The organism is Lysinibacillus sp. BNK-21 (genome assembly GCF_048684915.1).
Lineage (GTDB): Bacteria > Bacillota > Bacilli > Bacillales_A > Planococcaceae > Lysinibacillus > Lysinibacillus capsici.
In genome coordinates this window covers 4173868-4194980 of record NZ_JBLQTS010000001.1, presented here as the reverse complement: position 1 = coordinate 4194980, position 21113 = coordinate 4173868, and the positions used below count along the sequence as shown (strand labels likewise).

Sequence of the window (21113 nt, the reverse complement as noted above, 5' to 3'; positions counted from 1 at the left end):
AAAGTGTCAAAAAATAAAGGGGAGGGTAGAGTAGAGTACCGAAAAATTGAAAGAGGGTAATCTACTTGAAACCTAAATACACGTTAAGACAAATTTATGGTGATAATGCTGTGTATACACCAAGAACACCGTATAGCGATAATCCGTGGATGATGGATGATCCTCATAAGCTAGATGCTTTAACCTCAAGAGAAGTTGCTATTGCTGATATCCCCGTGCTAGTACATCGAGCAACACAAACAGAAAAGGCGCAAGAGCTTCATCAATTAGCAGGATTACCATGGGTAGAACAGCCTTATAGTTATGAGACTCAAGAGGAATATCTGGCACAGATCCAAACTTGGTGTAAGGAAGGGAAGACCATTGTATGTCAATATATACACGACCTGGAGCATATGGATCGTCAATGTTATTGGATGGATGCGGAGAAATTTAATGAGTTGAATACAAAAGCTTATATTGATCATTTAATCGATAGTAAATATGTGCCAAGTCGTCTAAATGTGGAGACGTATAGACTTTCAGATGCCATTAAAAATTGGCAGCCCCCTGTAGTATTAAAGCCTGGTGATGATTCGCCAACCTCGGGAGGATATGGCGTTACCATTTGTCATAATAAAGATGAATTGACGGAAGGTTTACGACAATTTCGCATGACAGGAACTGAAAGTATAATTATTGAGGAGCTTTTACAGACAAAGGACAACTATAGCTGTCAATTTGTTTACTCAGAGGAGCTAGGGATTCAATACTTAGGAGCTTCCCAGCAAATTACGGATGATAACGGCATTTACGAAGGGAATATCATTGTAGAGAAAGTACCCGAAAAAGTAATTGAAGTAGGAAAGCATATTATGGAACGTGGCGTTGAGGAAGGCTTTGTAGGTGTGGCAGGCTTTGATTTAATTGTCACGGAAGCTGGTGATGTTCAAGCAATAGACTTAAATTTCCGCCAAAATGGTTCAACCTCAATGCTGATGTTTCATGATGCTTTAGGAAAGCCCATCAATAAATTTAGCTCCTATTCATCACAAAGCCCACAACAGAATGATCATTTCTATCAAACAATTAAGAAATATATAGAAAAGGGTATGTTATTTCCTTTATCTTTCTATGATGGAGATTATTTTGAGGAGTCTGTCCCTTCTAGATTTGTGGGTGTATGGTATGCAGATACGTTAGAGGAAATTGAAAAACGGGAGAAGGAATTATTACCTGAAGAAAAGAATGGTCTTTAATCGACCATTCTTTTTTTATAGATAATTGCTGCGAAAATCCAAGAAAGAAGAGACCATACAATTATCGTAATCATAGGAATAAGAACATCTGCCATAGAATACTTACCTTCTAACGCCTCTGCTAAAAGTAATAACTGTGAGCTTGGTAGCCATTCAGCTAATTTTAAGATTGGGTATGCCGAAGATAGAGCTAAGGCCAGAGGACCAAATGAGAAGATAACCATTACAGGCAACACAATAATAGATGCTTCCATAATAGATTTAGCAAATAAACCACATATTGTACCTAGAGCAATATAAAACACAGCAGAAAGCAATAATGCAATTGCTAAGATAAAAAGGTTTGCAGGTTCGTAGCCAACTAGAAAAATAGCCATTGTTACAGATACAATTGTAACAATTAGAACAAACAGGCTTTTACCAATTAAAATATCTCCAAGTGAGGCAGGGGAGAGCATAAGACTGCGAAGAGTGTTTTTTTCCTTTTCTTCTGCAATTAAACTACATTGTACGTAAGTAGTCACTATGGAAAATGTCATGTTAATTGGTAGAAAATACATGCTAATAGTATTTGCACCTAATTGATTATATAAAAACGCCATTATAAGTGGTAGTAATACCATAGTTGATACGGCATAGTTACGTGAGAATTCCTTATAATCCTTCATCAATATAGCTTGAATACGTGTCATTGAAATATTCATACTAAATCACTCCCTGTTATTTGCATAAAAATGTCACCTAGTGTTGGCTCGTTTGTATAGATACGTGTAACTTGATCGGATTGCATCCATTGAAATAACTTCTCTGCATCTTGAGAACCATTTTCTATAATTTCCTGTTCACCATTTTTAAGCTCTACTGTAATAGTGTCAGAGCCAAATTCTTTTTTTAGATCTTTTGGAGCGCCGATTGCTCGGATTTTCCCTTTATGCAGGAAAGCAACACGATCACAAAGTATTTCTGCTTCGCTCATATCGTGTGTTGTTAAAAAAATTGTTGTACCCATAGCATTTAATTTTCGTAAGCCATTATATATATGTTGTGTATTTACTGGGTCCAAAGCAGAAGTAGGCTCATCTAAAAATAATAATTCGGGCTTGTGCATAATTGCACGAGCAAGTGTAACACGTTGAATCATTCCTTTGGAAAGCTGACTGATCTTTTTCTTACGTTCTGCATATAAATTGACAAAGTCCAAAGCTTCTTTTACAGCAGATTGAGATAGCTGATATAAATTACTATAAAGTATTAAATTTTCTTCAATTGATAGTCTCGTATACAAGCCACTATTATCTGTTAAAATACCAAAACGTTTACGATTTTGACTTTGCTTCATTTCAGATGCATGTTGCCCAAATAATAGAACATTACCTGCCGATTTATCTGTTTGTGCGGTTAATATTTTAATTGTAGTAGTTTTACCAGAACCACTTGGGCCAAGAAAGCCGAATATTTCCCCTTTTTTAATGGTAAAGGAAACATCCTGTAATGCTGTTTCATTATTAAAAATTTTTTTCAAATGTTGCACATCAATCACTGCGTTCATGTGTAACCTCCTGTTTGTTGTTGATGTCTACACTATAAACAACAAGGGTAAGGCTCACAGTAAAAATCATGCGAAAGGCAGAAAAAGAACCTTCAATGGAATTTTATTAAAGGTGACAGGAGTCGATTATTTCCTGGGAAATCTACTAAATTCCGAGTATTTCCTTTAAAGTTGCCAATTTATTTTTCGACAGTGGAACAACTGTCTTTTCTGTACTGTTGAGTGCTAAGCTATAGCTATTGCGTGTCCAAGTAATAATCTCTCGAACCTTTTGTAGGTTCACAATATAAGAACGATGGCTTCTAAAAAAGCCGAATGGTGTCAATTTTTGCTCTAACTCATTTAGCGATAGAGTACATGGATAAGCTTCACCTGCTACATAAATAGATACTTCTCCTTCAACACTTTCAATATAATCAATTTCGGGTGGATTAAATAAAATAATCTTTTCATTTTTCTTTGTTGGGATTTTATCTAGTCGAATTGGTGCATCTTCAAGAGGCTTTGGAGCTTGCTCAAGGCTACCCTCTTTTACGTCTAAAGGATGTAAGTCTGCACCATCTAATCGATGTATAGTTGTACTTGCAACCATTAAGTCTTCTAGATTATTTGATAACAAAATGATAATTTTATGCTCTTTTGCGAGATTTTTTAATAACTGTTGGATAGTTTGCTTTGAAAATTCATCTATATTTTGAAAGGGTTCTTCTAAAATTTGAATAGATGCCGGATGTAGGTACATATTCAATAGTTTTAATCGCTGTTTTTCACTATTAGAAAGCTTACTAATTCTATTGTTTTTTTGTTCAGTAAGTTTAAAAAGCTTCAATATGTTCTCTGTTTCATTAGTTGGGCGGTTAAAAAGCTTTAAAATGAACTGGATATACTCGCGCGCTGTGAGTCGCTCATATAACGAGCTTTCACGAAAAGAAGTATACGTATCATCTCGTTTCATAAACCATTGCATTAATGTATGTATTTTGGAAACATCTGTATAGATGCCTATAATCGTGCCAGGTTGTAGAGAAAGATGGAAGCTTGGATAAATAACATTGCCTGCTTCAATATATGGATCAACCTGAATATCAATATTTTGTTCCACGTTTATTCCTCCTATAGCTTGCTAGCTTGTAAAAAGTATTGAATGTCGTTGAGTGCTTGCGAGTGGCTCAACTGACAGTAGTTTGAGTTAGAGGCATCCATAAAGCCATGTAAGCCTTGAAATTGTTTGATTTGAACATTCGGTATGCTTACAAGAGTATCCTTCAAAGATTGAATATCAAAGCTATCTTCATGGCTAGGTAAAACAACCAAAGTTGGACAAGATGGAATGTTATCAAGGTATTGGCGGATCCGTGAGCCATATACACAAATGACACGGTGTAGGGGGAGTGTAGTTAATCTCCAGGCTAAAGTTGCACCTACACTATATCCAATTAATATTACCTCGTTGTAGTTTTCACAAGCCTCCAATATTTTTGGTGAAAGCAACTCAAGAGGAGCATCAAAGCCAACTGTCTGTAAGAAAAAGTCATAGGCTTGTTTTTCCTGGTCATATGGAAAGGAAAGCCCTTCTGGATAAAGTGAAATAAGGGAAACGGCAGTGTCCTCATCGCTGTATATTTGTATTTGTTCTTCAATAAAATGATTAACTCCATAGATTTCATGTAATATAAAAATTTTTCTTTTCATTGTGCCCTCGATCTTTTTTCCAATAGTGTATCAAAAAGTAAGTAAAACGTATAATCTGCTTTTAGAATGAATAGTGCAAAAGCATAATGATGAAAATTTTTATGGACAAATACATAAATTTATTTTTTTACTAATTACATAAATGAAAATATTAATAAAAGGTGACCACATCTGTTATTAATATCATGATTTGTTATAATTTTATTTGATAATGATTATCATTATCGTATAATGGAGTTAAGGAGGATTTTCCAAAGCAATATTTACATTTAGACATTTACGATTGAGCTGTTATGCAGTATGAGCTAGTCCAATTGTTGAGATAGTAATGACCAAATGAAAGGTGTGTTAGGAATTGTTAGAACAAGAACTGTATGATGTAACCATTATTGGTGGTGGGCCAGCGGGTTTATATTCAAGCTTTTATTGTGGTTTACGTGAAATGAAAACCAAGCTAATTGAATCACAACCACAGCTAGGCGGTAAAATTCATGTTTATCCAGAGAAAATGATTTGGGATGTGGGAGGTGTAACGCCTATATCAGGGGGGCAACTAATTAAACAATTAGTTGAGCAAGCCTTAACCTTTAATCCTTCTATTTATACAAATGAAAAAGTGCAGTCCATTGCTAAAAATGAAGATGGTATATTTGTCATCGCAGCAGAGTCAGGGAATATTCATTATTCCAAAACAGTTATCGTGGCTATTGGTGGTGGCATCCTAAATCCTCAAAAAATTGAAATTGAGGGGGCTGAACGCTTTGAAGTATCTAATTTAAATTACACAATTAAATCCTATGAAAAATTTAAAGATAAGGCAGTAATTATTTCTGGTGGTGGTAACACAGCGGTAGACTGGGCATTAGAATTAACGGAGGTAGCATCCAAGGTCTATTTAACTTATCGAAAAGATACATTGTCTGCACATGAGGCTCAAATTACAGAGCTTGCAAATAGTTCGATCGAATGCCATTTCAATTCTGAAATTACTAAGCTGATTGCAGACGATCAAGCAGGAATGATTAAAGCTATTGCTTTAACAAATCATGAGACTGGGACTGTAACAGAAATTCCTATTGATGAAGTTGTTATTAGTCATGGGTATGTGCGTGATAAAGAATTGTTAGATAATAGTCCATTAGCCATTGAGCGCAAAAATGATTATTTTATCGCTGGTACGATTAATAGTGAATCATCGATCCCAGGCCTTTATGCTGCGGGTGATATTTTGAGCCATGATGGTAAAATTCATTTAATTGCAGCAGCCTTTCATGATGCACTTCATGCAGTGAATAGTGCGAAGAAGTATATTCAACCTGATGCTTCTGAGGGAGGTATTGTTTCTTCACATAATGACATTTTCAAACAACGTAATCGTAAGCTATTACAGGAAAGTTTAAAATAATCAATTTTAGGAGCACTAATATATTGTTGGTGTTCCTTTCTTTTTGTCTTGATGTATATTTTAGAAGAAATACTTCTGATGGACTATCAATATAAAAAAGAAAACATAACGCTGATTATGGAGTATATATAAGAAAATTATACAGAGAATATGATTGTCATGGATATCGCGAAACATTTTAATAAAGAGTCTATCTATTAGAGAAAAAAATGTTCGTCAACTCAAAAAATCTAAAATGTACCTGAGAAACTCTCATTTATCATTAAAGAATTTGCTGAAAAATCTCCAAAACAATTCCGTAAATATATGAATTAACAAATACCTAATGAAAAAATAACTTTCATTAGGTGTTTTTCATCTAGAAATAACATAGCTTTTCCTTTTTTGGACACCCTAAACTAGAAAAAATGACATGGGGTGATGATCATGAAAATAGAAAGGTCGTCCGAGTGGGAAGAGGGCTTTATCGATCGATTAAATCATCTTGAAAAATGGGATAGCTGGACATTGTACAAGATGAACTATGATATTGTGAAAATGAAACTAATTCCTGATTTTACAGGATTGCAGGCTACAAAGTACTTACCTAATTTACAACCTTTGAAACACCAGTTAGAAGCAGCTGAAACAGTTATTGAACGTATGAATGGGAAAGCTATTTTAGCTGATGAGGTGGGGCTAGGTAAAACAATAGAAGCGGGCTTAATCTTAAAGGAATACCTTATTCGAGGTCTTGTGAAAAGAGCATTAATTTTAGCACCTGCTTCTTTAATTAATCAGTGGATTGAAGAGTTAAATATAAAATTTCATATTCCTGCCGTCGCATATAAAAAAAATTGCCCGATAGAGCGCTATGATGTCCTTATTATGAGTATGGATACGGCAAAAAAGAGTCCACATAGAGAGCGCATTTATGAGCAGGATTATGACATGATAATTATTGATGAGGCACATAAATTAAAAAATAATAAAACACAAATTTACGAGTTTGTACAAGGCTTAAAGAAAAAATTCTGCTTATTATTAACTGCCACACCTATTCAAAATGATATCTTTGAATTGTATTATTTAATCTCCTTATTAAAGCCTGGGCATCTTGGTAACTATGATGCCTTCCAATCGGCTTTCTCTGCTAGCAAGCATGATTTAGAACATGATGATTATTTAAAAGAGATGGTTAATCAGGTAATGGTAAGAAATCGTAGGGAAGATACGGGGATTGATTGGACAAATCGTCGTGTTCAAATTGTACCGATTACATTTACGGACGAAGAAAGAGAAGTTTACGAAATGCTTGGCAACCTTCAAAACACAGGGTCATTTTCATTAATTACGTTGCAAAAAGAAATGTGTAGTAGCAAGGAAGCTACGGCATTAACATTAACGAATATGCTAGATGACCATGTACAACCACAAGAAATAGAAGCAATTATTACTAAATTAATGACCTTGGAAGTGAATTCAAAGGCGGAAAAGACTTTGGAAATTGTTAAACAAGCAAATGACAAGGTTATTATTTTTACAGAATATCGTGCTACGCAAATTTATTTGCAATGGTACTTACATTCTAATGGCATATCAAGTGTGCTATTTAATGGCAAGTTTAATAAAAGTAAACGAGATTATATGAAGCACCTATTTAAAGAAAGAGCACAGGTGCTCATCGCTACCGAGGCAGGTGGAGAGGGGATAAATCTTCAATTTTGTCATCATGTAATCAACTATGATCTACCTTGGAATCCAATGAAGCTAGAGCAACGTATTGGTCGTGTCCATCGTTTGGGACAGGAGCATGATGTCCATATTTATAATCTTGCCATTGAACATACAATTGAAGAGAAAATCTTGGAATTGCTTCATACAAAAATTGATGTGTTCGAGAAGGTGGTTGGCGATTTAGATGCCATTTTAACAAACTTTAAAGAATCTGTATAAGGTAGGGAGGTGCAGCTATGTATCCACAGCAAGTTCACCACTATTTAAAGGAATTTTTTATGGAGAATGACTGTGCAATTTTAGGAGAAGAGAATCATTATCTAACCGTTCAATTAACGATAGACATAGATAAAAGAATTATGAATAGGCCATTTTATTGGCAATATGTTGAAGCAACGAATAGCGAACCAAATCCAGCGCAAGTAACCTTTATTACAAATCAAACAGCAATGGCTGGTAATTTATTTGGGGAAGCTATTCATTACGGCTCTCCACGTTTAAATCAGATATTTTTAGCTACAAGGGAACTAGGAGCTTATGTTCAGTTGTTTGAAAAAGTGGATCGTGATATGGGGCAGGTTATTTTAACACCCTGGTTAGGTGTTAACTTTAAAGTTTCGTATTGCTGTGATCGTACAAAAGAAATGCTTTACTCATTTGGCATTAATTTATTGACGGGCGTCATCAAGGAGGGTTTTCATGAAAGGATTTGTTCTTCGGACTTTAACATAGAACCTGAAGAAAATGTATTTCATGTGCAATATATTATTAAGCCTGCCAGAGCACTGGAAAGATTAAAAGCTACAATTGAGTCAATTATTGAGCAGGATGACCATTCCTGGGCAACGGAAGCACAAAAACGATGGCAACGTGATCAACGTGTATTGGATTATTTTTATGAGGATATAGAAGATAAACCAGAGTGTTATGAAATTGAAAGAAAAGCATTAGAGGAGCAATATGAAGCAAAAATTAAAATAGAAGTCATTAATGGGGGATTATTTTATCTCTTTTAAATGAGGAGCTGTCTAACAAAAGGACAGCTCTTTTTCTGCTTTAATGATCTTCAACCATGCTTTGAAGCTGAGCCAATTTATTATCCCAAAATAAATGAAAGTATTGGAGCCAATCTTCAATCTCCTTTAAACGCTCCCTATGCAACGTATAGATTTTTTCACGACCTTTTTTTTGAGCAGAGATTAGCTCCGCCTGTTCCAATATTTTTAAATGCTTTACAACAGCCGTTCGACTAATCGTAAAATGCTCGGAAATATTGGAAATAGGTCTGTCACTTGCTGCAAGGAGCTGTAAAACACTTCTTCTTGTGGGATCAGCAATTGCTTGAAAAACATCATACTTTATGGCTGCTTCAGTCATTAGAATTCAGCAGCCTCTTTTAATTTATGATTAATAATCATTGTCCATCCGTTATCCATATTAGTACGTACGGCTTCAGTAGCAGTGTTTGCTTTAGGAATAATATGTGAAGCTTCCTTCCAGCCACCATGTGTTAAAGTAAATTCAGTATTGCTGCCTACTTCTTTTAACTCAAAAGTTACGAACCAGCCATCTTGATCCCAAGCAAATCGTAGAAAGTGTGGTGCATCTACACGTTCTACTTTACAGGGTGATGGGCCGAACGGTGATTGAATAGTGAATTCGTATCCTTCGATAGGTTGAAAATCATTTGGCATAAACCAAGCAGCTATTTTGTCAGCTGTTGCGACAGTCTCCCAAACTTTTTCGATAGGGGCATTTAATGTAATTGTTTTGACAATATCCTGTAATTTTTCAGTCATGTTCTATTACTCCTTTTTCAACGTTATTTAGTCCACTAGCAGAGGAATCTGTATAAAATATAACCATAGGGTGTTATGAATATATAACACCCTATGGTTATATGTCAACGGAAAAATTTTGTATCTTTCTGTTGGACTTGGCGTATGTTACAATTACTTTTATAATTTTCTGACAGAAAGGGTGGGCGTAATATGGTCAATATATCTGTATTCTTAGTTATGTGCATTTTACTTATTATTTTACCTGGCCCTGATACAGCGATTGCAACAAAAAACACACTGACTGTAAGTAGAAAGGGCGGTTTACAAACAATCATAGGTTCTTGTTGCGGTTTATTAATTCATACTTGTGCGGCTGTTATTGGACTTTCGGCGATTATTGTAAAATCCGCCTATATATTTGCTGTTTTAAAATATGTTGGTGCGGTTTATTTATGTTATTTAGGAATCAAGACCTTGTGGACACTTCGAACAATTCGAACACAATCTCCAGTTGTAGACGATGTAGGAAGTATAGAACACAAATATTCCCACCAATCTTGCTTTAAACAAGGGTTTCTCACAAATGTGACAAATCCAAAGGTCGCCGTATTTTTCCTAACATTTCTCCCTCAATTTGTAGATGGAAATAGTGGAACATTTTTTCCTTTTTTAATAATGGGTCTAATTTACACAGCATTAACAATGCTATGGTTTATCTTCTACGTGTACCTTTTAGATCGAATTAGTGCATTTATGAAAAAGCCATCAACTAAGGCAGTAATTGAAGGATTAACAGGTGCAATATTAATTGCATTTGGCATTAAATTAGCATTAGAAAAAGCTCACTAAAAAATACACACCTTTATAGAGTTATTTTTTACTATAAAGGTGGTGTATTTTTTGTTGGCACTTAATAAGATAAGGTCATTTCTCTTTGAAAAATTTTTATTTAAGTTGGCTTATATTTGTCAGTAGAAGGTTTTTAAGTCTTTCTTGTAAAAATTTTTTCTTTTCTGCACGCTTTTTATAGAGAGAAAAAGATTTTATAACAAATAAAGCTACTAGTATGATGACAATCAATAAAATAAATGAAAATAACATCGTAAAATCCTCTATCCAATTAGTTACATAGAAAGTTCGTTAGTAACAAAAATCTTATTCGTAATAACAAACGTTAATAATATATTTAAAGCAATTAATTTTGGTATGCCTTGTTGCTGAATAATAATGTGAGAAAACTTTAAATTAGCTATACGGTTAGCTAATGTATACTCCTCGGCTCCTGTTACTTGTCTACCATCGGGTGTACACCCTAAAACAAAATGCCCAGCATAAGAATTCTTGAGCACATAGGGATGCATGGATTGATAATGAACTTCCATGATCGTATCTGCTTCAATCATATAATGATGAGTTACTAGGAATTTTTTTAATGCGCCTTTTAGGTCAATGGCAATGGCAGTATCAGCTAGAATTGTCCGGAAATAAACAGGCACGATGTTGGCATGTTTAATATAAGGTTTCACTTCAATGCAAATTTCACCAGAATGTTGTACAAATAGCTGAACAATTGCTTGATGAATTCCATCTGTTAAAGTGACCATGGTATTTCCGAAATGAGCACTTTTAAAGAAAATACTGTCATCAGCAATATAGCCAACAGCAATATGACGATTCTCAATATGTAGCGATTTAGCTTTCACTCCTAAAACTTCCTCACAGTTCTTTAATTCATAAACATGTTGCTGAAATGTAAGACCTAAATAATGCCTATTAACTATTCGATTTTCAAGCAATTGCTTCAACATCTGTTACATCTCCAATCTTTGATAAATTATGACAATATTTATAATTGATTGTAGGTCATATAACTCTCAAAAAACTCTCCAAAAGTCGAAAAGATACGTATAATGGCAGGGGTGAAAATATCTAAATTTTATAGTTCAACACATTGCAAAGGATTAAAAAGAAAGGATGGAGAATTTATTGCTAAAGGGTAGTACTTGTAGATGCTTTTATAACAAATACGAATAAATGGAGAAGATAGTGATGGAATTAAGAGATTTAAAAGCCTTTATGGCTGTTGTTGAGCATAGGAGTTTTACAAAGGCTGCACATGATTCATTTGTATCTCAGCCTTCATTAAGCAAAAGTATCAAAAAATTAGAAGCATCATTACAAGTTGAATTGTTGAACAGATCAACGCGTAATGTAGAACTTACTGATGCAGGTAGTATTGTTTATCATCAAGGACAAAAAATAATGCAGGCTGTCCAAGAACTACATATTTTGCTAGACGATTTATTAAATATTAAGACAGGTGCTATCAAATTAGGGATTCCACCTTTAATTGGAACTTTATTTTTCCCTGAAATCGCTAGGAGATTTCATCAGCTATATCCTGAAGTACATTTAGCGCTTATCGAACGTGGTGCAAAAATGGTAGAAATGCTAGTTGAAAATGGTGATGTTGATATGGGCATCGTTGTATTACCAGTAGACGAAAGGAAGTTTGCTGTTCAATCCTTTATAGAAGACCAGTTTTATGTCTTTATGAATGAATCTCACCCCTATGCACACCAGGAATCCATAGGTTTACAAGATTTAGAAAATGAAACGTTCATTATTTTTGCAGAGGAGTTCACGCTTCACGACTATATAATTAAATCATGTGAAAGTGTTGGCTTTACACCTACAATCGGCTATAAAAGTTCACAGTGGGACTTGATTGTAGAGTTAGTATCCTCCAATTTAGGGGTTACATTGTTACCCCACTCCATTGCAGCTAAGCAAACAAATACCAATGTGAAAATAATTCCATTAAATGATTTTGAAATGCCGTGGCGTTTAGGGATTATTACGAAGAAAAATACCTATCAATCTTATGCATTAAAACAGTTACTTGGAATGATAGGTAGGAATGGGGAAAAAAGATTTATTCCATATAAGAATAAGTAGTATTCTAATTAATTCCTTTACTTGTAAAATAGCAATGATGTAGAATTTTCCTTAATAAACGAGCAATTCAGGGAGGTTTCGAGATGGGGAATGGCAAGGTATGGAGTTCGTTTGAAGAGGCGATTGCGGATATTAAGGATGGAGATACATTAGCTGTAGGTGGCTTCGGGCTATGTGGTATACCCGAAAAATCAATCGCAGCATTAGTGCAACAGGGAACAAAGGATTTAACCGTTGTCAGTAACAACTGTGGTGTAGATGACTGGGGATTGGGTCTACTATTAGCAAACAAGCAAATAAAAAAAATGGTTGCTTCTTATGTAGGAGAAAATAAGATTTTTGAACAACAATTTTTAAGTGGTGAGCTAGAAGTAGAGTTGACACCGCAAGGAACTCTTGCAGAACGTTTGCGTGCAGGTGGAGCGGGAATTCCTGGTTTTTACACAGCTACAGGGGTTGGCACACCAATTGCTGAAGGAAAAGAAGTGAAGGTTTTTGATGGCAAAGAATATATATTGGAAGAAGGTATCGTTGCTGACTTTGCGCTGGTCAAAGCATGGAAAGCCGATAAGCTAGGAAATTTAGTTTACAGAAAAACATCACGCAATTTTAATCCATTAGCTGCTATGTCAGGGAAAATTACAATAGCTGAAGTGGAGGAAATTGTAGAAGTAGGCGAGCTAGATCCTGATCATATTCATACACCAGGGGTTTTTGTACAACGTGTATTATTAGGTGAAAATTATGAGAAGCGTATTGAGCGTTTAACGGTGAAGAAGGGGGAAGCATGATGGATACAAGACAAAAAATTGTTAACCGAGCAGTAAAAGAAATAGCCAACGGTATGAATGTCAATTTAGGCATAGGTATTCCAACACTTGTGGCGAATGCTATCCCAACCGATTATGACGTACTCTTACAATCCGAAAACGGTCTTCTCGGTATTGGTCCTTATCCAGTAGAAGATGCAATAGATCCTGATTTAATCAATGCAGGTAAAGAAACAGTTACGGCAGTTCCAGGGGCATCCTTCTTTGACAGTGCAGAATCATTTGCGATGATTCGAGGTGGACATATTGACCTTGCCATCTTAGGAGGTATGGAGGTATCTGAAACAGGAGACCTTGCTAACTGGATGATTCCGGGGAAAATGGTGAAGGGCATGGGTGGGGCAATGGACCTTGTCGTTGGTGCAAAGAGAGTGATTGTCGTCATGGAGCATGTGAATAAAAATGGTGAATCTAAAATAAAAAAACAATGTGAACTGCCACTAACGGGTAAAGGTGTGGTACATCGATTAATTACAGATTTGGCTGTATTTGATTTTACGAAAGAGGGCATGCAACTGATAGAATTAGCAGATGGTGTTTCTTTAGAGGAAGTAAAAGAGAAAACAGCTGCTTCTTTTAGCGTTGCTCTTATCCAATAACTTCAGACTTAGGAATGTTTCCAGCGTTATGGTCTCATTTTACAATAGTCTAAAAGGGGATTTCATAACAATGGAACAGCAATGGACAAATGAATTAGCAGTCGCACAGGTGCGTGTGGCAAGACCAACCGATCAGCTAAAGGAAGTAGAACGATTTTACTGTGAAGGTGTCGGATTAAAGAAAATTGGTTCGTTTACAGAACATCGTGGCTATAATGGTTTAATGATTGGTCTTCCAGATGCAGGTTATCACTTAGAATTTACTGAGCATAGTGACGGTAGCCCCTGTCCAGCACCAAGTAAGGACAATCTTCTCGTACTTTATATCCCAAACAGAGATACCATTCGTCATATTGCCGAACGTCTTGCGCTCATGGGATATCCCGAAGTTGAGCCTGAAAATCCATATTGGGCTGAGAAAGGGGTAACCATTGAAGACCCTGATGGCTGGCGTCTAGTATTCATGAATACGGAAGGCATTTAAATAGAAAATTTTAAGCACGAGCACGTATGTAGTCTCGTGTTTTTTTGTAACCTAAAATACCCCTTGTAGTATATAATCTGTTTAGGGGGTTACTAAATGCAACGAATAACGACATTAAACAAATGGTGCGAGGTTTTAGAGCAATCGAAGTTCAAACCTTGTCTTGTGTTAAAAATTAGCATGACATGTATAAGTAGTATTTCAGCATTAAAGGAATATAAAGAATTACAAACGGAATTGCCTAAATATCTTGTCATTGTACAAATGGATCGGGTAATTTCAAATGCTATTGCCTGTGATCTTCAAGTGAAGCACGAATCTCCTCAACTAATAATCCTGCAGGGTGGGAAAGGAATTTGGCAAGCAACTCACTACAAAATAAAGCACTCTCTTTTGGAAAACGCTATAGAACAATATGTAAAAAAAGATACTCCACAATAGGCTGTGGGGTATCTTTATGTGATTAATCTTCTAAAGCCTCATCTTCATGATAATTTGTAGCGCTAGATTCGATATCGACCTGTAGATAATTGGCCCAGTCTATTTTGTGAAAATCCTCTTCACTAAAATAAATATTCAAAACCTCAGTCATTGTTTTGTCCCCATCAGGTTCAGTGAGAGGAGCATACCAAGTAATAGCAGGTGTCTTCACATTTTTTAATTTGGACAAATCAGCGAAAATTTTAGTAGAATCCTTTAGCATCTGGCTTTTCGATCCTTCTGTTACATCTGTATCTTGAATGGAAATTGTGACAACACCGTCTTTTGATTCATCCACAGAGAATTCGTTTTTCACAATCGCGCCTACAATATCTTCAACATTCGTATTTTGATCGACTGCCACTTCCTTTGGTTCAGCGCTCTTTCCGCAAGCTACTAACAGTAGTGAAGTAAAAACCAATAGATAAATTATTTTCTTCAATGTCATAACCTCCCTTGTTACTCCATCTATGCGCAAAATGGGAGGGAATTATACAAAATACAAGAAGGTTGTCCTTACTTTTTATGAATGGTTAGGAAGTGATTGAATAAGGAGAAGAGGAGAGTAGGTTGAATATAAAAAAGCACCTTAACCTAAATAGCTAAGGTGCTGTATCAATCATGTATAAAAAGCCGCGTATGCCGTAGTTATTATAGAAAGTTTTAAACCACCACTCCTCAAAGTGGGTGTTCGCAGAAGTTTTCCTGCTTATCCTCATGCACCGTAGTGTGAGGCCCGTCATTCCAACTCCAATAATAAAACTCCCTTTTACAGCTTAAAGGTTAAAACTTAATATTATACGAACAATGCAGCCTTTATGGATATAATAAAGCATGATTGATAAACATGCAAGTAAGATGATAATGGCAAATTAGTCAATGGGCAAGTGTTCCAAATAGCGTTATAAATATCTTGTACTACCTTCAAAAAGGTGCTGATGTTTCATATTTTTTTCACAAATGCGAACGGAAAATACGAACAACCTTTGCTAAATAAGGTCGACTATGTAAAGATAGGAGCATAAAGAGGATTTTCCTAGTAAAAGTATAAAAGGAGGAAGCAAAAATGGCAGCTTATCCAAATTGTCCAAAATGTCATTCAGAATATACATATGAGGATGGAGCAAATTATGTATGTCCAGAATGTGCGCATGAATGGAGTATGGACGCAACTGAACAGGAATCAGATGCACTTATTGTAAAAGATGCAAATGGTAATCTGTTAGCTGACGGCGATTCAGTTACTGTTATTAAGGATTTAAAGGTGAAGGGCAGTTCTTCCACTTTAAAAATTGGGACAAAGGTAAAAAGTATTCGTCTAGTGGAAGGCGATCATAATATCGACTGTAAAATTGATGGCTTTGGTGCCATGAAATTAAAATCAGAATTTGTGAAAAAGGCCTAACAAACAAAATGCACCTCAACTTTGGTAAAAAAGTTCAAAGGTGCTTTTTTGTTTATTGAAAAACCCTACGTAATAGAATGGCAAAAGCTGCGCCAATTAAAGCGAAAATGGTATGTAAAAGTGCGATGTAGCCAGCTCCAATCACAAGCGCCCCTATTTCAGTTAAAGAAAAGATTGTAATATAGAGCTCATTATTAAGATTATTAATGATAGCCCAAACGAATACAGGCAAAGAGCTTATGATAAAAACAATCCAGATATTTTTATAGAAAAGGTAAGAAAGACAGCCGAAAAGAGCATATGAGATGACAAAGCCCTTTTGATTGCCAAGTAAGGACGAGTTAATGGCAAATATAAAGGATAATACAATAAATATGATATGAAAAAAGGATACTGTTCTTTTCATGGGTAAATATGCGTTCTGAGTTGATGAATTGGCTACAAGCTGCTGACATTGCTGACAAGTTGTTAGATGCTGTTCGACAAATTCTATTGTTGATGCTTGAAGCAGTTGTTTTTTATAAAGAGGTATTAAATCTTCTATAATCGAGCATTCCTGTGACAATACTTTCCCTCCATTCAATCTCTCCTCATTATACGACTTTTTACGGAAAATAAAAAAAGCCTTCCGTGAATTTTTCAATCGGAAAACTTGTACATGCACTCTATTAGTTTGATGTTAATACTTCATTTGTTAATGCTTGAATATCGATATGTGTTTTTTCCTTTACTGCGTCCTTTAAAATTTCTGTGCGGAAATAGTGGACGGTCGCTTCAAGTGGAATCGCCAACAGTTTTGAAAGGGCTGATTGATACATATAGACAAATTCTTTGTCAGTATTACCACGCTTTAATTCTGCGAAAGCCTCATAAAACTGGTCGAGTTTATCCGCAAATTCAAGTAGCCGACCCTCTAAAGTCTGATCCTTTCCTTCTTTCATCCGTTCAAAGAAAATAGCCTGAAATTCTTGAGGGATTTCATTGATAATGAACTTTTCCATCATCTTTTCTTCCACATGTGCGAGCATTTGCTTTAACTCTGGGCTAGCATGTTTTACTGGTGTCTTAATGTCACCAATAAACACTTCCGCAAAGTCATGATTGATTGTCTTTTCATATAAAGATTTCCAATCAACTGTTGCACCGTGCATTTCTTCTAACGTTGCGAAAAACATCGCATATTGGGACACTTTCCAAGAATGGGCTGCCACGTTGTGCTCTTCAAATTTGAAGCGACCAGGGCAACGAATAATACGCTCTAAATCATTAAGACTTGTGAAAAATTGATGAATTCCTATAAAAATCACTCCTTTTTGTTCTATAAGTGCATGTTACTATAAACAATACCCTCTTTATACGTTTTTCAAACAATTTAACAATGATTCAGGCTGTGTTTACAAAGGATTCACAATTGCTGATAAAGTAAATTCAGCTGAATGCTATAATGAAGGGGACTGATGAAAAGGGGAGTACACAGTATGTTTTCCATTTATACACTTCTTCTTTATATACATATTTTAAGTGCTATTCTTTCGATTGGGCCTTTGTTCGTTGTGCTAACCATTGTAAAAAAAATGCGCATAGCTTCCATGGATGACATGCCACCATATATAGAAGCCTTTAAGGGGGCCATTACGCTGGTCAAACATTCAGGGCATGTACTAGTAGCCTCTGGTATTTTGTTAATGTGGCATGCGGGCTATCATTGGAATACCTCGTGGATTGTATTAACCTTCCTCGTGATGTTTGCATCGATCGTATTTCTAGCAAGGGCGTTTAAACCGACGTTGCGTACTTTTAACACACCAGCATTTAATCATCTACAATTTGTTTCACTGTTGCATCGTAAAACATGGATGTATATAGTATTATTGCTTATTATGCTATGGCTGATGGTAGCAAAGCCCGTTCTTTGGTAAAAAAGATAATGTCATCTGCAGAAAAAGACCTTTTCACAAGGCGAGAGGTTGATTTGCGTTCCGCCAGCGTTCTTTCCAGGGGGCGTCCGATGAGCCGCTAAATCCCCTAGGAGTGACGCTGGTTCCTCTCCAATCAACCATTCTACAGAAGTGTTTTTTCCTAAGCAGCAGTAGCGATCCAATAGCCCATTATTTGAATAATGGCTTTTATTTTCAATGAGGAGAAGAGATGAATGACGACACTCCTCACTAAAATGAGTAGTTAACACCTTCACTTTATTTGAAAAACTTTGTTAAAAGCTTTTCATAAAGATTCTATTAATTGGTTTGTTTTTCAACACTATAAAAAAATCGCACCCCTTAAGGAGTGCGATTTTTTAGCTTACTAAGCGTTTAAAATAACTTTTTCGAATTAATACATAGCTAATGAGGAAAAGCACAAAGAAACAACAAGAGCTAGCTATGGAAACTTGTAAAAATGCTGTAGAAACCATTGTTTGTATAGCCAAAAGTGTAATTAGCAAGAGTGTAATAGCTATGGTGAATGGTACAAAAATAAGAATCGCCAATTCTTTAGTGATAATGGTAGCTAATTCATTTCTAGAAAGTCCTAACTTACGTATACCAATATACTTTTCCTTCTCTTGTTGTAATGTTGTTTGTAAATAGAAGTACAATATACTCATGGCTGCACTTAAGAAAATTAGACTTAACATGGAGCCGATAAAGAACATGACACTTTTAACAAACATCTCTGTGTTATATAAATCAATTTTGGATGTTACATAACGTTCTCCAGGTAAAGAGGGTAAGTCACTGGTAATAATTTTTGCCAAATCTGTGTGGGCTGTCCAATCTTCCAGTTCATAGATATACGTTTTATAAATAGGGTAGTCAATGGTTTTGTAAATGTCATCAGGTACAATGAAATAACTTTGTTGGAAGCCGGTAGATAGTAGATTTTGCTCATGGGTGCTGGCTAGTTTGAAAGATTTTATATACAGATCGCTGGTATTGTTTGTTGTAGGCGCTACATCTCGACTGCCAGCGACGGCAATAAATTCATCTTTACTTAGTTTGTTGTCCTGATGCTGGATCAGGTTATAATCCGATAACGCCATATAGCCAATGCGTTGATCTTCGTTTGATTTAAATTCAATAAAATACCTCTGAGCTTGAACAGTTGATAAAGTATCTTCAAGATAATCAAGATCAGCCTTTACCATGTTGTCATCAGCTCTTGGATCAGCAATATATTGAAAGCTATATGGATAATTTTCTTCACTAGCCTTTTTTACATTGTAATAAGAGCTAAATAAAATACTTGTACATAGAAAGACACCGCTTAATAGGATAGTAATTAGAAACAGCATATTTGCATGTGATTTCATTTTTGCATTTAAATTGGACGCCAAAAGCATATTTGTTTTTTGAAGATAGGCAGGAGACTTTTCATATATTTTTAAAAACAAACGAAATCCTTGTGTAATAACTAAATAAATCGTACTAAGAATGCTAATAAAAAATAACAGATAATAAAGGACACTTAAAGTGTCTACAATGGAATGCTCGATTTTTAGCAAGTAAGCTAAAGTGGCAGACATCAAAATACTTAGTATTAATAACCCATAATGAGGCTTAATAGATTTCTCGATAACTGTATCGCTTTTTAAAAGTTGGATAGACGCTTCTTTATTAATGAACCTCGTAACAACTATCGATATTACAACAAATAAAATCAGAAATAATCCTATGGTTATGCTGATTGCTTGAAGAGGGATGTACATACCAAATGTTTCTGCCTTTAAAATGACTTTTGCACCCATTAAGAAAAGAGGTGTAATAACAAGGCCGAGAACGATAGCCGCCAGAATAGCTAAAATGCCAATCAACAGATTTTCACGGAAGACCAGCTTACGAATCTGCTTCATGGAAGCCCCAGTAATCATAAATATTCCTAAGGTCTTGGTCTTCTTACGTAAAAATGCTGTGATTGAATAGGTAATGTAAATAAAAGAGAATAAATAAACGAGCATACTAGCTAGCATTAAAGAAATTCCAAGTGTAGAGTTTGGATCTAGGCTTTTCAGATTTGGATGAAAGACGATAACAGAAAATAGAAAGAAAATAATAATAGAAAACATACTACTCAAGAAGTAAGAAACATACGTCCATTTGTCACGTAAAATATTTTGAATCACAATATGATTAAAGCTCATGCTGTCCACCACCTAGAAAAGCAAGCGTGTCCATAATTTCCTGATAAAAATGCTTACGGTTGTTGCCTCGATGTATTTCGTTATATAATTTCCCATCTTTAATAAAAATAATGCGATTGGCAAAGCTTGCTACATAAGGATCATGTGTCACCATGAGAATAGCCGTATCAAGCTCTTGATTAATTGAGGAAAATAAGTTCATGACATCATTGACAGCCTTTGAATCCAAGTTTCCAGTAGGCTCGTCTGCTAACAATAAACTTGGCCCATGTATAACGGCACGAGCGATGGCTACTCGTTGTTTTTGTCCACCTGAAATTTCATAAATACGTTTCGACAATAGTTCCTCGATACCAAGAAATTGAGCGACATCCTTTAAACGTTGAAGCATTTTTGAAGCAGGTATGCTATCTAATGTTAATGGCAATAAAATATTTTCTTTCACTGTTAATGTATGCACAAGATTAAAATCCTGAAATACAAAACCTAGTTCAGAGCGTCTAAATTTGGCGAGCTCCTCATCATTTAATGCGTAAGGATTATGATTGTTTATGAAGATATCGCCAGCGGTAGGACGATCAATAGTGGATACACTATTTAAAAATGTTGTTTTCCCACTACCTGAAGGTCCCATGACAGCTACAAATTCCTGTTGTTATAGCTGAAAATCGATACCGTTTAACGCTTTATAGGTGATCTCACCGATGTATTCCTTGTGCAAATTGGTTACTTGTAGTATTGTGTTACCCAAATTAAAACAACTCCTTTATGCTCATTAGATAACTTTAGTATAGAAAAGGAGCGGCACATAACCTATTTCTCTTGATGACGTGAAGAT

General features: G+C 35.5%; 23 protein-coding genes, 1 other RNA gene and 1 pseudogene. 12 read left to right on the top strand and 13 right to left on the bottom strand.

The window, feature by feature from the left end:
• Window positions 1-65 precede the first annotated feature (65 nt).
• Window positions 66-1238, top strand: coding sequence for an L-aspartate--L-methionine ligase LdmS (ldmS, locus tag ACMGGO_RS21105; protein WP_048393186.1), 1173 nt, complete (start codon window positions 66-68; stop codon window positions 1236-1238).
• Here the strand turns inward: ldmS and ACMGGO_RS21100 are convergent.
• From ACMGGO_RS21100 to ACMGGO_RS21085, 4 genes are all read right to left on the bottom strand, one after another.
• On the bottom strand, window positions 1235-1942 hold the full coding sequence (locus ACMGGO_RS21100) for an ABC transporter permease (protein ID WP_048393188.1): 708 nt from the start codon (window positions 1940-1942) through the stop codon (window positions 1235-1237). The two genes, ldmS and ACMGGO_RS21100, sit on opposite strands and share 4 nt — an antisense overlap.
• On the bottom strand, window positions 1939-2787 hold the full coding sequence (locus ACMGGO_RS21095; RefSeq protein ID WP_269897440.1) for an ABC transporter ATP-binding protein: 849 nt from the start codon (window positions 2785-2787) through the stop codon (window positions 1939-1941). The genes ACMGGO_RS21100 and ACMGGO_RS21095 overlap by 4 nt, the downstream gene beginning before the upstream one ends.
• A 145-nt stretch (window positions 2788-2932) precedes the next feature.
• Window positions 2933-3889: a LytTR family transcriptional regulator DNA-binding domain-containing protein gene (locus ACMGGO_RS21090; RefSeq protein WP_066038407.1), complete on the bottom strand. Its 957-nt coding sequence runs from the start codon at window positions 3887-3889 to the stop codon at window positions 2933-2935.
• Between the two features lie 11 nt (window positions 3890-3900).
• The gene (locus ACMGGO_RS21085; RefSeq protein ID WP_115673880.1) at window positions 3901-4479 is read right to left on the bottom strand and encodes a dienelactone hydrolase family protein; all 579 of its coding nucleotides are present in this window, start codon (window positions 4477-4479) and stop codon (window positions 3901-3903) included.
• A 355-nt stretch (window positions 4480-4834) separates the two neighbouring features.
• Here ACMGGO_RS21085 and ACMGGO_RS21080 point away from each other — a divergent pair, with 355 nt between their 5' ends.
• The 3 genes from ACMGGO_RS21080 to ACMGGO_RS21070 all read left to right on the top strand — a co-directional run bounded on the left by ACMGGO_RS21080 (window position 4835) and on the right by ACMGGO_RS21070 (window position 8616).
• Window positions 4835-5884, top strand: a complete 1050-nt coding sequence (locus tag ACMGGO_RS21080; RefSeq protein ID WP_326141403.1) for an NAD(P)/FAD-dependent oxidoreductase — start codon at window positions 4835-4837, stop codon at window positions 5882-5884.
• 420 nt (window positions 5885-6304) lie between these two features.
• Window positions 6305-7819: a DEAD/DEAH box helicase gene (locus tag ACMGGO_RS21075; RefSeq protein WP_420282234.1), complete on the top strand. Its 1515-nt coding sequence runs from the start codon at window positions 6305-6307 to the stop codon at window positions 7817-7819.
• 17 nt (window positions 7820-7836) lie between these two features.
• Complete coding sequence (locus ACMGGO_RS21070) at window positions 7837-8616, top strand: YqhG family protein (RefSeq protein ID WP_048393200.1); 780 nt, start codon at window positions 7837-7839, stop codon at window positions 8614-8616.
• A 40-nt stretch (window positions 8617-8656) separates the two neighbouring features.
• On the opposite strand, the gene ACMGGO_RS21065 is transcribed toward ACMGGO_RS21070, so the two are convergent.
• Window positions 8657-8977, bottom strand: coding sequence for an ArsR/SmtB family transcription factor (locus tag ACMGGO_RS21065; RefSeq protein WP_048393202.1), 321 nt, complete (start codon window positions 8975-8977; stop codon window positions 8657-8659).
• Window positions 8977-9399, bottom strand: a complete 423-nt coding sequence (locus ACMGGO_RS21060) for an SRPBCC domain-containing protein (RefSeq protein WP_326141404.1) — start codon at window positions 9397-9399, stop codon at window positions 8977-8979. The genes ACMGGO_RS21065 and ACMGGO_RS21060 overlap by 1 nt, the downstream gene beginning before the upstream one ends.
• A gap of 192 nt (window positions 9400-9591) precedes the next feature.
• Here ACMGGO_RS21060 and ACMGGO_RS21055 point away from each other — a divergent pair, with 192 nt between their 5' ends.
• Window positions 9592-10230 (top strand): LysE family translocator, encoded by a 639-nt coding sequence (locus tag ACMGGO_RS21055; protein ID WP_066038411.1) that lies wholly within the window; start codon window positions 9592-9594, stop codon window positions 10228-10230.
• Between the two features lie 275 nt (window positions 10231-10505).
• Here the strand turns inward: ACMGGO_RS21055 and ACMGGO_RS21050 are convergent, their stop codons facing one another.
• Window positions 10506-11189 carry a hypothetical protein gene (locus tag ACMGGO_RS21050; protein ID WP_054549044.1) on the bottom strand — a complete coding sequence of 228 codons (684 nt, stop codon included), beginning with the start codon at window positions 11187-11189 and terminating at the stop codon, window positions 10506-10508.
• A gap of 241 nt (window positions 11190-11430) precedes the next feature.
• Here ACMGGO_RS21050 and ACMGGO_RS21045 point away from each other — a divergent pair, with 241 nt between their 5' ends.
• The 5 genes from ACMGGO_RS21045 (at window position 11431) to ytxJ (ending at window position 14693) form a co-directional block, all read left to right on the top strand.
• Complete coding sequence (locus tag ACMGGO_RS21045; protein WP_416141313.1) at window positions 11431-12339, top strand: LysR family transcriptional regulator; 909 nt, start codon at window positions 11431-11433, stop codon at window positions 12337-12339.
• An 83-nt stretch (window positions 12340-12422) separates the two neighbouring features.
• Window positions 12423-13130 (top strand): CoA transferase subunit A, encoded by a 708-nt coding sequence (locus ACMGGO_RS21040; protein WP_004229828.1) that lies wholly within the window; start codon window positions 12423-12425, stop codon window positions 13128-13130.
• A complete protein-coding gene (locus ACMGGO_RS21035) occupies window positions 13127-13768 on the top strand; it encodes a 3-oxoacid CoA-transferase subunit B (RefSeq protein WP_269897438.1) in 642 nt (213 codons plus the stop codon). Before ACMGGO_RS21040 ends, ACMGGO_RS21035 begins: the two co-directional genes overlap by 4 nt.
• A gap of 70 nt (window positions 13769-13838) precedes the next feature.
• A complete protein-coding gene (locus ACMGGO_RS21030; RefSeq protein WP_054549048.1) occupies window positions 13839-14252 on the top strand; it encodes a VOC family protein in 414 nt (137 codons plus the stop codon).
• A 96-nt stretch (window positions 14253-14348) separates the two neighbouring features.
• Complete coding sequence (ytxJ, locus tag ACMGGO_RS21025) at window positions 14349-14693, top strand: bacillithiol system redox-active protein YtxJ (protein WP_066038413.1); 345 nt, start codon at window positions 14349-14351, stop codon at window positions 14691-14693.
• Window positions 14694-14715: 22 nt separating this feature from the next.
• Here the strand turns inward: ytxJ and ACMGGO_RS21020 are convergent, their stop codons facing one another.
• A complete protein-coding gene (locus tag ACMGGO_RS21020; protein WP_232735603.1) occupies window positions 14716-15180 on the bottom strand; it encodes a hypothetical protein in 465 nt (154 codons plus the stop codon).
• Between the two features lie 178 nt (window positions 15181-15358).
• Window positions 15359-15551: non-coding RNA, 6S RNA (ssrS, locus tag ACMGGO_RS21015), on the bottom strand.
• Between the two features lie 247 nt (window positions 15552-15798).
• Between ssrS and ACMGGO_RS21010 the strand changes: the two genes are divergently transcribed.
• Entirely contained in the window at window positions 15799-16137 is a 339-nt protein-coding gene (locus tag ACMGGO_RS21010; RefSeq protein ID WP_048393229.1) for a zinc ribbon domain-containing protein YjdM, read from the top strand.
• A gap of 52 nt (window positions 16138-16189) precedes the next feature.
• On the opposite strand, the gene ACMGGO_RS21005 is transcribed toward ACMGGO_RS21010, so the two are convergent.
• Window positions 16190-16702, bottom strand: coding sequence for a zf-HC2 domain-containing protein (locus ACMGGO_RS21005; RefSeq protein WP_420282233.1), 513 nt, complete (start codon window positions 16700-16702; stop codon window positions 16190-16192).
• 103 nt (window positions 16703-16805) lie between these two features.
• On the bottom strand, window positions 16806-17444 hold the full coding sequence (locus ACMGGO_RS21000; protein ID WP_081010946.1) for a YfbR-like 5'-deoxynucleotidase: 639 nt from the start codon (window positions 17442-17444) through the stop codon (window positions 16806-16808).
• Window positions 17445-17615: 171 nt separating this feature from the next.
• Between ACMGGO_RS21000 and ACMGGO_RS20995 the strand changes: the two genes are divergently transcribed.
• Complete coding sequence (locus ACMGGO_RS20995; protein WP_048393233.1) at window positions 17616-18056, top strand: hypothetical protein; 441 nt, start codon at window positions 17616-17618, stop codon at window positions 18054-18056.
• A 377-nt stretch (window positions 18057-18433) separates the two neighbouring features.
• On the opposite strand, the gene ACMGGO_RS20990 is transcribed toward ACMGGO_RS20995, so the two are convergent.
• Together ACMGGO_RS20990 and ACMGGO_RS20985 are read right to left on the bottom strand one after the other, a co-directional pair.
• Window positions 18434-20275 (bottom strand): FtsX-like permease family protein, encoded by a 1842-nt coding sequence (locus ACMGGO_RS20990; RefSeq protein WP_420282232.1) that lies wholly within the window; start codon window positions 20273-20275, stop codon window positions 18434-18436.
• Window positions 20265-21026: pseudogene (locus ACMGGO_RS20985) on the bottom strand (ABC transporter ATP-binding protein). The gene ACMGGO_RS20990 and the pseudogene ACMGGO_RS20985 overlap by 11 nt, the downstream one beginning before the upstream one ends.
• Window positions 21027-21113 lie beyond the last annotated feature (87 nt).